General features: G+C 32.1%; 14 protein-coding genes and 1 tRNA gene. 5 read left to right on the top strand and 10 right to left on the bottom strand.

The features are described from left to right. Positions 1-439: 439 nt before the first annotated feature. From AC1FXP_RS03855 to AC1FXP_RS03875, 5 genes are all read right to left on the bottom strand, one after another. A complete protein-coding gene (locus AC1FXP_RS03855; RefSeq protein ID WP_480058859.1) occupies positions 440-733 on the bottom strand; it encodes a GIY-YIG nuclease family protein in 294 nt (97 codons plus the stop codon). A gap of 166 nt (positions 734-899) precedes the next feature. Then, on the bottom strand, positions 900-1,028 hold the full coding sequence (locus AC1FXP_RS03860; protein ID WP_480058860.1) for a hypothetical protein: 129 nt from the start codon (positions 1,026-1,028) through the stop codon (positions 900-902). 139 nt (positions 1,029-1,167) lie between these two features. Continuing rightward, positions 1,168-1,323 carry a hypothetical protein gene (locus AC1FXP_RS03865; RefSeq protein ID WP_480058861.1) on the bottom strand — a complete coding sequence of 52 codons (156 nt, stop codon included), beginning with the start codon at positions 1,321-1,323 and terminating at the stop codon, positions 1,168-1,170. Positions 1,324-1,951: 628 nt separating this feature from the next. Continuing rightward, a complete protein-coding gene (locus AC1FXP_RS03870) occupies positions 1,952-3,313 on the bottom strand; it encodes a DEAD/DEAH box helicase family protein (protein WP_480058862.1) in 1,362 nt (453 codons plus the stop codon). Between the two features lie 81 nt (positions 3,314-3,394). Further along, positions 3,395-3,628 (bottom strand): hypothetical protein, encoded by a 234-nt coding sequence (locus AC1FXP_RS03875; protein ID WP_480058863.1) that lies wholly within the window; start codon positions 3,626-3,628, stop codon positions 3,395-3,397. A 367-nt stretch (positions 3,629-3,995) separates the two neighbouring features. On the opposite strand from AC1FXP_RS03875, the gene AC1FXP_RS03880 reads away from it, so the two are divergent. Further along, positions 3,996-4,661, top strand: a complete 666-nt coding sequence (locus tag AC1FXP_RS03880) for a helix-turn-helix domain-containing protein (protein ID WP_480058864.1) — start codon at positions 3,996-3,998, stop codon at positions 4,659-4,661. 411 nt (positions 4,662-5,072) lie between these two features. Here AC1FXP_RS03880 and AC1FXP_RS03885 read toward each other — a convergent pair whose 3' ends face one another. Both AC1FXP_RS03885 and AC1FXP_RS03890 read right to left on the bottom strand, forming a co-directional pair. After that, positions 5,073-5,795, bottom strand: coding sequence for an HNH endonuclease (locus tag AC1FXP_RS03885; protein ID WP_480058865.1), 723 nt, complete (start codon positions 5,793-5,795; stop codon positions 5,073-5,075). Positions 5,796-5,902: 107 nt separating this feature from the next. Beyond that, positions 5,903-7,270: a phage lytic cycle repressor MrpR family protein gene (locus AC1FXP_RS03890; RefSeq protein WP_480058866.1), complete on the bottom strand. Its 1,368-nt coding sequence runs from the start codon at positions 7,268-7,270 to the stop codon at positions 5,903-5,905. A 529-nt stretch (positions 7,271-7,799) separates the two neighbouring features. Here AC1FXP_RS03890 and AC1FXP_RS03895 point away from each other — a divergent pair. The 3 genes from AC1FXP_RS03895 to AC1FXP_RS03905 all read left to right on the top strand — a co-directional run bounded on the left by AC1FXP_RS03895 (position 7,800) and on the right by AC1FXP_RS03905 (position 10,037). Next, a tRNA-Sec gene (locus AC1FXP_RS03895) sits at positions 7,800-7,896 on the top strand. Positions 7,897-8,056: 160 nt separating this feature from the next. Further along, positions 8,057-9,037, top strand: coding sequence for a tyrosine-type recombinase/integrase (locus AC1FXP_RS03900; RefSeq protein ID WP_480058867.1), 981 nt, complete (start codon positions 8,057-8,059; stop codon positions 9,035-9,037). Positions 9,038-9,383: 346 nt separating this feature from the next. After that, positions 9,384-10,037, top strand: a complete 654-nt coding sequence (locus AC1FXP_RS03905; protein WP_480058868.1) for a hypothetical protein — start codon at positions 9,384-9,386, stop codon at positions 10,035-10,037. Between the two features lie 42 nt (positions 10,038-10,079). Here the strand turns inward: AC1FXP_RS03905 and AC1FXP_RS03910 are convergent, their stop codons facing one another. After that, positions 10,080-10,478 (bottom strand): hypothetical protein, encoded by a 399-nt coding sequence (locus AC1FXP_RS03910; RefSeq protein WP_480058869.1) that lies wholly within the window; start codon positions 10,476-10,478, stop codon positions 10,080-10,082. An 853-nt stretch (positions 10,479-11,331) separates the two neighbouring features. Between AC1FXP_RS03910 and AC1FXP_RS03915 the strand changes: the two genes are divergently transcribed. Further along, positions 11,332-12,165 carry a DUF2971 domain-containing protein gene (locus AC1FXP_RS03915; protein ID WP_480058870.1) on the top strand — a complete coding sequence of 278 codons (834 nt, stop codon included), beginning with the start codon at positions 11,332-11,334 and terminating at the stop codon, positions 12,163-12,165. Positions 12,166-12,182: 17 nt separating this feature from the next. Here the strand turns inward: AC1FXP_RS03915 and AC1FXP_RS03920 are convergent, their stop codons facing one another. Both AC1FXP_RS03920 and AC1FXP_RS03925 read right to left on the bottom strand, forming a co-directional pair. Continuing rightward, on the bottom strand, positions 12,183-12,335 hold the full coding sequence (locus AC1FXP_RS03920; RefSeq protein WP_480058871.1) for a hypothetical protein: 153 nt from the start codon (positions 12,333-12,335) through the stop codon (positions 12,183-12,185). A 22-nt stretch (positions 12,336-12,357) separates the two neighbouring features. After that, the gene (locus AC1FXP_RS03925) at positions 12,358-13,692 is read right to left on the bottom strand and encodes a hypothetical protein (protein ID WP_480058872.1); all 1,335 of its coding nucleotides are present in this window, start codon (positions 13,690-13,692) and stop codon (positions 12,358-12,360) included. Between the last annotated feature and the right edge of the window lie 166 nt (positions 13,693-13,858).

The following is a 13,858-nucleotide window of genomic DNA, read 5'->3' on the forward strand; positions in this document are numbered from 1 at the left end:
CGTGGCTTACTTCCTTATTTGTCCATTTCTATTAGATATGCGGTATTGAGTTAATGAAGCGGGGGAAGAAGGATAAAACGGATTATTTAGTCTTCATAAAATCACAGTTTTATTAATCCGTATACAGTTATGTCTTGAACTCCCCTTATGTTCAGACATCCGCCCCAAGACACAAAAAGGGGATAACTTAATCCAAGTCATCCCTTTTTGCACTCTTTCATAACAAGCAAAAATTATATACTTTTAGATAAATTAGTAATTAAAAGTCAAGTAAGAAATATTGTAATTAAAGTAAATTAATCAAGATATCATGCTCCTGAATACGTCTTAAAGTAGGCTTCCACACATTCCTTAGAGCAGAATTTATACCGATAGTTGCCATAATATTCATAGTAATATTGTTGACGTTCATCAGTCACACGTTTACCACAGGAAGGGTTCAAACATACAAATTGTTCTTTTTTCTTTTATTATAACGTCGTTGATGCATTTCCTGAAATTCTCCTTGAAATTCTTTATTCCTAATGAAAGAAATGTCTTCATCTATTAACGCAAACCAATTATTTGTTACCGTTCTATTAGCAAACATATTTTGAAGATATTCTTTTAAAGAAACTGTATCTTCACTATACATTTCAACTACAAAATCTAACGCAACAGGAGAGGAGTTTTGTAACGCTTCCTTACGTTTACTGAGTTCCTTCGTTTCACCAAAGCGATAGTTATTAGACACTAATCCTTTGTAAATGAATACATAACCTTTTTTTCTTCTACTCAGATTCCGATAGTGGTTAAACTCTTGACGATGGTAATCAACATATTCTTGTGGTTGCTGGTTGTATTCAATGATTTAGTTATCGTCTACAATCTCGACGAAATTCATTAATCCTCTAACCACTTCAATCGTTTCTTCCTTCGTTAAAAATATCCCCGAATTGCGTGTATAAATAAGCACTTTCTGTATCTTCGTCAAATACTACAAATGCTAAATTAAGAATGTACAAAAGTGATCGTTTAACCGTGTACATTTTTGATTTCACCTGTATATTACGACTTTACATGGAGTGGCGGGCATGATAGCCTTGGTTGGCTAGCCAGCCCCTAATATTGCTGGCTTTCTGGCTGTATAGTCATACCCGTAGAGGCTCCGTGTCAAGTTGTAATTATTCATTCTCCTGTATAGAAAGAGTTATAATGAGCAAAAGTGTACTTGATTAGATGATCAAAAATGTACATTTGGAAATAAGCATTTATAAATACGAGAGAAAGTCCCATCTTATTAAATTTACGTAATACATCTTTATTAATCTCTAATTTTCCCACAAGACAAATACCTCCACCATTATCCTTTTTCATGTATATATCCCCAATGATTATGCTTAATTCTTTTCGATGCTCATAAAAGTCCCCAATGATAAGGATAGTTGCCGTTCTGAACATAGTGAAGAACGAGCAACTGCCGAGGAGGAACGCAGCGATAGAGAAGTGTCGGGCAGGCTGCCCAGTGTTTACCCGAGAAAAGATCGGCTTGTCAGCCCGTCATTCGTTCGTGCCTCACTCATTCCTCCCCGACCAGTTGACTTATCATAGCACTAATCTCCGCTTCGCTACGATTAGTCTAAGATAAGCCAACTGTATCTGAACCACAGTATCTAAATCTTTATCGGATTTATTCTAACTATTTCAATACTCTATCATTTTAATTTAATCTTAATAAGAATTCCTTATTGATGCCTTTGAAGTCACGTAGTCCCAACGAAGTGGACTACGTAACAGTAACGGAGCGAAGCGTAGGCGGTAGTACCGACTGTAGAAACTTTCTCCCTTCATTTGTACCTTTTTTTATATTTTTTTATAAGGGATACCCTCTACAACCCTATATTTTATAAGGGTTTAAATTTCCATTTACCCCTTTTTAATGAAAAAGGATCTCTGAAAACTAATAAACAGCCTATGATATAGATTTCTCAGAGTGTTTTTGCAACTGTGACTGCTTTCTCCAATGATCCTCAAAAAACTTTTCTTCAAAGTATGCAACGGCTTCCCCATTTAAATACTTTTCTAACAAATCTCTCATACGGGATGATGGAATATACAGGTTAACATGGTCTCCTTTTCTAATAGCACTTCTAAATAACCATTGTATTAATTCCGACAATGCCCATAAATCTTCGTCTATTTTAATACCATGACTTTTAAAAAAGTGGCTTGTAACTGGATTCATATATCTATTAGCAAAATAGATTAATGTATCCCTTTCAACATAATTATTTGTAGCCCTACATGTGACTTCTACAAACTGTTTCTTTGCCTTAGGGACAGCAAGTTTCTTTTCAAATTCTTTAACACAAGTCCACATTACTTTATTAGATTTAGAATGACATTTATTACGGTAGAAATTGTAAGCATTATCTGTAATCATTTTCAGAATTGACTTATCATTCAAATGATTCTTAATCCACCTACTTGAAAATACACCTCTCTCTTCACCAATAGCATTTAAATCCTTTTTATCGTTGAATTTCTTGTAATAGATACGTATTTTTCTTTTTAATTCAGGAAGTTCCTTTTCCTGTGTAGGCCTAATATATTGTGTTAACTCATACTTTTCCTTTTTCTCATTGTAATCAACAGAATGGAATTTATATTTAACATTAAACAAATCAAAATAATATCTTTGCAGTTGTCCATAAAACATATAGGTCAAGATATATACATCTTTAAACGATTTAAAAACTGCTGCAGGGAAAGTCCAATACATAGCTATATCGTTATGGATGATGAGATTGTTTGTATAAGCTAAATGCTTTATATGGCTAAATCTGTCTCCATTATATTTTCTATGATTCCATTTAACATAGCCATTTTCTTTTACAGTAATAAAAGGTTGTTCCTCATCATTTTTTGCTTGAAGTAATACCTTAATATCATCCTGTTTAATTGGCACTTGTTCAATAACATTAATAACCTCGTCTAAAATCAACGTATAATCTTGAAGAAAAATTAATTTTAATATCTCGTCATCGACATTTAGAAACAGCGAGTGTGTAGCTACAATATTTTCTCCTTTTTCTAAAAGACGTTTTAGGCTTTCTAACTTAGTAACATTGCCCTCATTTTTAGTCGGTTCTTGAAATTTTCTTCTTATAACTGATTCTTTAACCCGTTGCACCTCCATTAAAAAAGGGGTAATGTACATGAACTTCTCTGATAACTCCGCTTCATTCATATATTGTATTGCCCATGACGTTTTTCCCTTTCCACATGTAGCATCTATAATTTTTAATTGCTCACATTTCTTGAAATAATCCAATTTGTTAAACTCTCACTTCCTTTAAAATTTTCTGTTGTTTTTTATAAATTAAAGTCATATCTAAATGTATTTTAAGTAATTTCATTCCGCTTTCTTCCATTCACATCCCCATACCTTCTTTACCTTTTTAAATTGCGATTCCATTCCTTGTGCTTCAGCTTCCAGAAAAGGAGTAGTAGTAATCTTAAACACATTACCCTTACTATTGACAAAGGCAGCAAAAATTTTTTCACCATTCTCATTGTACAGGTCATTATTACCTCGATAATAAAATTTCGCCTCACATGATTTTTGTTTTGCATTTGAATTCTTCATAATTTTTTATCCTCCGTTGTTTTCACATAATTTGATTGACTTAGAACACATTACCTTTTTTACCCTTAATTATAGAAAACCTAATCCTTATCGATATTCCATTTACAAATACAGCGACTTCTATGAAATCAACTGTACAAATTTGTGACTTATCCCTTATCGTATCGGTGTTTTGATTAAAATCGTCGCGTGGTTAAAAGTGGTAAGTAGTCTTAATCAACTAAACACAGTGTAGCATATTTACACAACAGTGTAAATAGTTTATTCCATTTGAAGTATAAAGTAATTTCAATATCGTGCTTTTTTAGTGAAATGAAGTATGTTATAATTTACATACACTACATTTTAATTATTGGAGGAACATACCATGAGTATTAATAACTTTGGTAGGGATATAAAAGCATTAAGAACAAAAAGAAAAATTGGTTCTAGGGAATTATCGCGATTAATCGGAAAAGCCGAAACATATATATCGCAGCTAGAAAGAGGATTAATTAAGAAGCCCGATTATGATACAGCATACGACATTTTGAAGCATATAGGGTTTACAGAGAGTAGGATTGATGAATTTCTAGACAACTTTTATCAAATTAAATCACCTGAAAGGATTGCAGCTGATGTAGAAGAAGTAAAAGATTGGGAGGAAAGAAGAGCGGCAGAAATTGAAGAAATGTTATCAAAGAGACTAGAAGACATTAATACTGATCCAGAATATTCAGTAACCAAGTTAGAAAAAGAGAGGATTAATATTGAAAGTGAATGGATGATTGAATTAATTAAAATTCTTGAAAGGAAAAATGAAGATATCAAGAAGGAACTTGCATTTAATATAGATAAAAATGCACAAACTTTTGAAAGTGTTATCATCAATCTGCATTCATTGTTAACATCGATGAGGAAAGATAGAGGTAATTTTAATTTTTTTGTCGGTTTATTAGGAAATGATTTAAGCGTGCTTGATCAAGAAAGTAAAGATAAAATATTAAAAGTGGTTAACGATGAAATAGATAAACATAAAGACAGCGAAAAATAAGAGCAGCTATAACGGCTGCTCCCCCTTAAATAAATCACTCTACAATAATCAATCCACTATTTTTGTAACTTTATCAATATAATAATAAGTTTCTTATCTATGGCATTCCTAAGTAAGACGACGGTCTCATTACTTAAAGATATCGTTCTATCTTTTAGGTTAATTTCTTTATCGTTAAAATTAACATCATCTATAGTCAGATATACACGTTTCGAGATTCACTTTAGAAATACTTATAGATAAGGTATTTCCATTGGATGGAAACCACGAAAAATCTGCCTCGTGTCGTTTTTTTTACACCGTGTTGGTGTAGGTTGAAGCGTTCTCATCCCTATCTCTAACAATAAAAATTAAGAAAGTGGAAAATCCCCACTACACCTTTTTCAAAAAAGCAACCAAATTGACTGCTTCTCAGAAATTTAGGTTTTTCTTTATTTTACTCAAGTTATATTCTAACTGTTCAATTTCCCCAACTATTGCAGCTGTTAGTTTTTTGTTAAAATTAAATTTTTTATTTATAATGTTAACATTGTTAAGTAATTGATTAAACGCTTGAACCTGTTCTACAATTCGTTTGTTTTTAATCTTATTAATAAATGAAATAGGTTCGACACAATACAGAAACTCTTCTAATGTTAGATCTCCTTTGATAGCGTTACATTTAGTGCAAGAGCAAACAACATTGTTGAAGGTACAAAGACCACCTTTTGATTTAGGTATAATATGATCAATTGTACCTCCGTATTGACCGCAATAGCAGCATTGATAATTGTCCCTATTTAATACCATTTCTCTAAATGTTTGCATATCATAGAGCCTATGTATTAATGTCTCATGGACTATTCCTGCAATACCCTCTTCTACCATTAGTACTGCTTGTTCATAGGAAACCGAATACCGAACGCTTTTCTTGGTTGGTAACTTTAGACGAACATCAATACGTGACTTTTTTAAAATATTTGTGTCAAACATATATTGAGATGAAGATGAACTTTCCAATTCAGTTTTTCGATCTTTACATTGTTTGCAATATGTCTTTCGTTTCCCTTTTCCTTTTGTTTCAAAAGATTTATACCATTTAGTTTTTCTACAAATGCGGCAGGTTTTATAAATTTGACAAGAGCTACCTATCATGGGCTTACCTCCTATCTCATATAAAATATTAATAATATTAAAGTAAGGTTTTAAGAGTTTTAAGCTTTATTTTAATTAAGCATAGAATCATGTTATCTATACTATACCTATCGTTTGTTGTTTTTCTTCTTCAAAAAATCCTCAATTCTCTTTCTCAAATAAAATCGTGACATTGCATTGTCTGGAACTCCAAACCTTTTTAGAACTACAGAAATTATTTCATTTACAGACATTTTTTTATTATCTAGTAATGTTAAAGCAAAGTGTAATTGCCCACTATTTGAAATGGTAGTTGCATTTAGATATTCATAGTCATTCTTCTCAGCTATTCTCAAGATTCTCTGACTGATTATTTGAGACTTTACTTTATGCTTATTTCTAAGACCTCTAAGAACGTTCTCGCTCTCAGTTATCTTGTACTCACGAACCTTATCTCCGTTAATGCTATAGTAAGTACCTTCATTAATAGCTCCTTTGATTAATACTGCAGTCTCACTGCTAATCGGAATCCCTCTAGTAGGAAGATTAATCTTCTTATTAACTAAATCAACATCATCTTCTGTAAGATTAATCAACTCTTCAAACTCATTCTTGTGAGATACACCATCAAAAATTAAGCCAAGAATGACTCCATCTTGAGGATTATCCGCATCTTCAGCCATGGACATAATCTCATCTTTGTCAAAGATCATATTCTCTTCAGCTTCTTTATGCAGATACTTTGATACTTCATCCCTTTTACTCAAAGCCTTATAGTAATTAATTTTGTTATCAGTTACTCCTTGTTCAATCGCAAAATCCAAATAGTTAGAAAGTTTAGCAATTAAGTTCCTCAAGCTATCTACTGTTGTTGCACACAGCGAACTTAAAAACTCTTCTGCTTCATTGAACGTGAAATTGTATAAGTCTTTATTCATTCTCTCCTCAAAGTTATAAGCCTTCTTAAACAATTGTTTTGTTACCCTTTGGGTATTTTCATTGTATTTTAGAGAAAGAAATTTCCTCTTAAATTCCCTTTCATATAACCCCTCTGATTTAGACTCAAACTGAATCTGCATATCTTCTAATTCATTCAATAAACCTTCCAAGAAAGGTGAATTTTGATATTTTTCTTGTATATATGTCTTTATATCATCATATAAAGACTCAGGTACAACAACCTCACCTCTTTCTACTAATTTAATTGCTTCCCCTCTTCTTTTGTTATATGACAATTTAACCCTTGAAAAAAGTTCAATTAATAATAACTCACAAAGTTTATACTGCTCAGTCTTAAAGACAATTTGAAAATCGAAATTATCTTCTCCATCCTTATCAAAATCAGCTTGTAATAGTTTATTTCTTTCAGTCCCCTTCCTTAGATCACCAATATGTTCCTCCAGTCTCAAATGACCATCTCTACTTGTTCCTCCAAATAACACCTTAGAATTAAGTTTGTAAGAAATTGAATAAACATATCCCTCTATAATCTTCAATTTATTTTCCCTCTCTCTCTTTAACTTTTAATCCAATAAAACAAGTTACTATTATGATATACCAAAAACAAAAGATATACAATATAATACTTAAATGGTATTTTTTAGTGTGCAAGTATCACAGTTACTTATCTATACAGTGTTACACGCAATATCATTTTCTAAAAAACTATTAATTTTATATAAAATCACCCTTTCATTTATTATTCTTATATAATTAATTTCAGTAAAATAGAGAATTTCAACTTACCTATTTCTTAATACAAAAGTCCATTTGAAATTAAAATCCCTTTCTTCTCACTATCCAAGTAGTTCAACGTCTATTCCTAGGTCTCCATTTAGTCAATTTTTCTTTTAGAAAAAAATCTATTTTAGAACGTTCTTCTTCAAAAATTACACTAATCCGTTTGGTATTAAATCCTTGCTAAACTATTGTCATATAGGTATAATGAACGTGTGAATGGTATATAGACCGCGTGGAAAAAATGGACAAGTCCGTTTATCCACAGGGTTAAAGCATTTATACTATGGGGCTGGCTGTGACACTGGTGTTCGCCACGGTCTTCAAAACCGCTTGGGAGGTGCGTGCCATCTCCGGTAGGTTCGATTCCTACACAGTCCCGCCAAACTAAGGTTTTTTCGGTTTCAAGGGTTTTAGGTATCAAACGGTCTCGGTTAGGTTTTAGACGAAACCGTGGCAGACCGTTTAGGTAAGACCGCTTGGGTTCGTCTACATATTTATTCAATCTGTATCCTTCTACAAACAAAATGTGGGAGGTTTTTTTTATGGCAAATCACGAGCAGAAAAGGGTTAGAAAATACTCTAGGAGTAAAACCAGTAAGAGAAACTCCAACAAATCGAAGGCTAATTCTTCTTTAAGTGTGATGTTTGACAGGTTCATGGTCTTTAAAGAAACTGAAGGGTTAACTAAAAGAACATTGAATGATTACCAGATTCACTTCAAATGTCTACTTGATTTTACGGGTGAAGACCTCACAAAAGAAGAAATCAATTTAGACCTCTTTCGAGGTTATATTGGTTTTATGCTGCATGATAAAGGTTTATCTCCAGTAACAGCTAATGTTCGAATACGTACAATGAGAGCATTCCTTCGGCATTGTTATTTAGAGGGATGGATTGAAGAACCGATTCACGAACGGTTTAAACCGTTAAAAACACAAGAAGACACATTAGAGTCCTTTACTCCTTCCGAAGTAAAGGACTTGATAAATACAATTGATGATTCAACTTTTAGAGGCTTTAGAGATTTGGTTTTGGTTTATGTCCTACTTGATACGATGGTGAGATGCTCTGAATTAATTCAAATCAGGAGGGAAAACGTAGATTTAGATACAGGCTTAATTCAACTCGAAGCTCCTGAAACTAAAACAAAAAAGGCGAGGCTAGTGCCACTTTCCACAAAAACAATTACAATTTTAAAAGATTATATAATAGAAACAGAAGAATTTAATTCTGAGGTTTTGTTTGTTACCTATGATGGTATGCCTCTCTCAGATAACACTGTACGGAAAAACTTACAAGAATGGGGTAAAAAGGCTAATCTTACTTCTAAACGAGTTTCTCCTCACACATTTAGGCATACTGGGGCATTATTTTATGTATTAAACGGTGGGGACCCGTTCAGTTTACAGAAAATTTTAGGACATTCCAATATGTCTATGGTGAGAAAATATATTCAAATGACTGATACAGATGTTAAACGGCAACATAATACATTTTCACCCATTAATTCAGTTTTTAAATAGAATAAGCATGCTAGACTTTCTCAAAATAAATGTCAAAAAATCCACTGCTTTAACGATGTAGTGGATTTTTACTATTACAAGCTTTTTATGTATGGACACGATTTTGAGTCGTGCTAAAAATTTCATTAGTATATATATCATTGAGAAACCGTGATATTACCGTATATTCAAACGTTAATTGTGGTTTTCCCTGCGTCGCTATTCATACGACTATATAAAAATATCCATTATATTAATTAATTATCCTTTGTACAAGCCCCTTTCATAAATTTTTTCTCAAGGCTTCCTTTCCAATTTATAGTATAATTATATTAGTATCTTTTAGGACAAGGGGCGGGCGTATTACATGGGTTTATATACAATTTTTACGGTTTTAGGCTTAATCTTAATTGGCTTTATAAAGGAAGTAATGAGTTTAATAAAGTTTGGTAAAGACCTAGATTTCTTACATGACTACAACAAAAAATACGTTGATTATTTAAATAAGTACCTTGGTAAAAGTGTTAATTCAGAAGAAGAAAATAAACTTTACGGGGAATTAATAGGTAAAGCACCAAAAGCACAACGTTTATTAGGAAGCGACGGTTTAATTAGTTACAAACCCGCAGGGGCTGGCTACATGTATAATAACTATCAAGTTTTAATCAATACCGTTCAAGCGTTACGTAATCCGTCCTTAATGTCGGAAGAATTTGGTTGGGTTAACAACTTACTGATTATGAAAATGGCAACTTATAACGATACTATGGACGAAATTAGAAGGGATATGAAAAACCCCTTAGTGTTACTTAGAGAAGGCGTTCAATTCTTTGTTACACTTCCTATAATGCTTCTCTATTGGACGGGAATAACCAATTACACCACAAGTTATAAGTGGTCAAATAACTTATTTGTGAAATTACTTAGCTTAGTAATCCTACTCATAGGCTTCATATCTTCAATTATTACAATTGTACTTGGTTGGGAACAATTCAAAGGCTATGTAGATAAATTTTTATAAACAAGAAAGGACGTTACCTGTTTTGGATAGCGTCCTTTTTTATTAAATTGATAGACGAACTAATTCGCCGTCATCTTTGTTCACTTCGTATACTGCAACCATATTGTTAATATCTACGTTCATATTATCCTTTAGTCGAATGATAGGATTATTATTTTCACTCCAATTATGACTCTTTTGTAGGCTAAGATAATACAAACAATACCTAAGAATTAGAAAGTTCTTTTGCTTATTATTTAATCTATGATTTCCATTTTCATCAAAAACAATGTCTGAAATAGGTACTTTAAAACAAATAATATATGGTTTAGATTTTTTGTTGTAATCACTTATTAAATCTAACCTACCAAGTACCCTCAATATATTTTCCATGATTTCAGGATTTCTAAATATATGACCTACATTTCCATTTTTATAGATTTCCGTTGAATAAGAACCCATTTATGCAATTGTCACTTGTAGTCCAGACCCTATTACCTTCAAGCCTATTAATAATCATCTGGGCGGTTGGACAATCATACTTCGTCCAATCAATCTTCATATCATTGTGTGTTACTTTAACAAGATTATTCTCATTGGTAAAAACCAAACCTACTTTTCTCAAATACTTACTTAGTTCAGTATCATTTGTGGGGATAGATGAGAAATAGTAACGTGGGTGATGTCAAATTTAGGTTCAAGGTTTTCTTTTGTTAGTTTTGAAATAAATTTAAAGAACTCATTTACGTCTATGTCTTTGACCGTTCCTTTATTAATCTTAAACATATTTCTTATAATGTAGTAATCAATATACTCTTGTCTTACATTTAATATATTTGATAGTGATTCAATAACCGTGTTTTTGCTTAAAGTATCTAATAAAATACTAGTCACCTCTCTTAATCGGAAATCCCAAAATAATACAATACTTCCATTTCAATATTACCACATATTATACAAAGTTACCGCAGAAATAACGCCCTTACTTTATATCCTTATTGTATAGAAAGAAATAATTTATTCATAATTCATTTTGTAAAACTGTCTACATAAAATTGGGAAGAAATGCAGCGAATTGTAACATTTTTCAAAGTAACATTCGGAGGTTTAATTTTTGGCAAAAATTTTTTGTAGCAATTTTCGATTTTTTTAATGAAAAACCTATCCCCTAGACTGATTTACAATTAAGTAACATTCACGGGTTAAAAATGGTGTACGAATATTCAGAACCCCCAATCCAGCCGTAGCCCTACCCCCTTCCCCCGTGTCCTTCCCATTGTGAGTTGTGATATATTGGAACAAAGGGGGAAAGATTATGAATGATTATTTTGGAAACACAATATATACAGATGATTTTATGTGGGAAGAAATGCAAATATATGAATTACCAGAATATCTTTACCATTACACTTCATTAGAAACAGTTGCATTAATACTAAAATATAACTCGCTACGTTTTAGTAGGCTTGACAAAGTAAATGACATGAATGAAGCTTCTTCTCTAAACCTTCCATATACAAATACCGCCGTGTTTACCTCTAGTTGGACAAGTCATTCTGACGAATCAATTCCAATGTGGAGAATGTACACAAGGGATATGGACGGGGTTAGGATTAAACTCCCCGTTAATATGTTCAAGGGTAGAGAAAACCCGAGAGTATTTGATAAAGGTGGTGCAAGTATTATACAAGGGGAAGCTATTGCAATTGATAGAGAATGCTTAGGATATGGTTATCGTACCACTATGCTTCAAGGACCGAATAAAATACATTATTCAGACGAAGAAAAATACCTTCTTTCAAATGTAATTAGTAACGTGGGCGACCATATTAGAATAAATTTATATGACTTAGGTATGTTCAAGCAAAAGTGTTGGGAATACGAACAAGAATGGAGATTTAAGATACTTGCATTTCCAGATGAAGTGTACCTTCCAAATGATGAGTTGACAAAAGACATTCTAAATCTTGAAAAATATCCAATTAAGAATACATTCATAGACGTTCCGTTAGAATCGGGTATATTCAATGAAGCAGAATTTACACTCGGACCAAAATCTACCGAAGCACAATTTCTCCTATTAGAAAGCTTGATAGAGAAGTATTCACCACAAGCCACTATTAATCGTAGCAATTTACGAATTAGATAATGAAATAAAGCCACCATTCAAAGGTGGTTTTTTATCATATAAAAACGTACATTCATTTCGTTGATATATAAAGAGTTAAGAAGATGAATCAAGTCAAAGACGTTAGCTAACTTTTTCGCCATTGGTTTATGAATGTAAATTGTATCAGCACTTCTATAAACTTCCTCCATCACTTAACCTCCCTGAATGTGTTTACTTTTTTCTATTTCTCTTTTTATTTGCTTTAGACTGTTTTCGCTTCTTCTTTTTAATATCTTTTCTTCTCGCTTTTATATTACTTTGATTTTCTATCTTTTGATTGAACTTGGGTCCAATGCGGTTGTTTGAAATCCCTCTCTTTTCAAAATAAATCTCATCAAATACTGTTGCAAAATCCGGGTCAAAACCAAAGAACTTTTCTTCACTAGCGTTTAAAGATTGCAAACTTCCATTTTCTAAGAAGTAGCCAAGTATCTCTAATTCATCTGAAGCAACTAAATACTTATGAAATTCTTCTCTTTCATGCAAGTATTGAATAAATGAACTTATGCTGCCTTTTTTATATATGATTCCATCCAAAGCAGTTTCTAAATCATGTAAGTTACAAGCCCACGGATAAGGTTCTTCTTCTGGCTTTTCAAGTAAGTATGATAAATTCGTGGAAAGTATCCCAAAATCTTCTGCCGTAACTACAAGTATAAACACTTTTTTTATTTTGTCTTTTTCTATCCTTAGTAATTCATTACCATTTGAATCGTATAGGATTGTCTCTTTTTTTGATAGAATGAGATTCTTTAAATTTAATCCCTGGTTATATCCTTTTTGGATACCACCGTCACTTCTAAAGTCTCTTTTGATTCTTTTATAAGCTTTATCTGGGTCTCTAAAGGGTTCCTTCACTTTAGAAGCCTTAACTTCCACTATAAAAACTGTATCTCCATATTCAATTAGCAAATCATGTTCATTCTGTGATTTGTTGTTTTCAAAAACTGAAGTATAGTAATTAGCTGAATCCTTAATAAACCCTTGGAAAATCTCTAATGTTTTTTCTTCAGAGTTCTTATCTCTATTTTTATAGAATCTTTCTTTATATTCACTACTCTCTAGTAAAGAAGTAAGTTGAATTTGTATAGCGTGTAAAATTTGTACACACATAGGAACAAATAATAATTTATCAGACTTCCTCCACATTGGAGAAGTTTCAAAAGGATTTTTTTCAGTATAATAAAAGAAACTACTATCATGTCGTATCATTGAAAATAAACTAACAAAATTCTTGGTTATTTCTTCTCCAAACTCATAGCTTAAATCTTCTACTTTAACCTGGTGGATTAGTTGAATCTCCTCACCTAACTTAATAGTATTTGGAAGGTAAAGTTCTTTCTTTGCTTGTTCAAAAGAAACTTTCTTCTTTTCCATATAATTAAAAAACTGTTCTCGTTCTTCCTTTGCTTTATATTGTAATATTTGTATGTCATCAAATCTATTTTTCAGATTATCTCTAATGAAAGTCAGTAGCATTGCATAAATAAATTCTACTAATGTCAAATCACTGTTTTTTAGTCACCTGTACAAGTCTGAACATTCAGAATTTTTGTTGTTCAGGTCAAAGTGAAAAAAGGACAACAGGCAAGTAAAACGGCAGTCCTTATCCACAATTTTACAATTATGCTTTTTCCTAGTTAAACAGTGGATCGTACGTCAAGTCGTCTAG

This window comes from Halalkalibacter sp. HAAS-P013 (genome assembly GCF_056619925.1).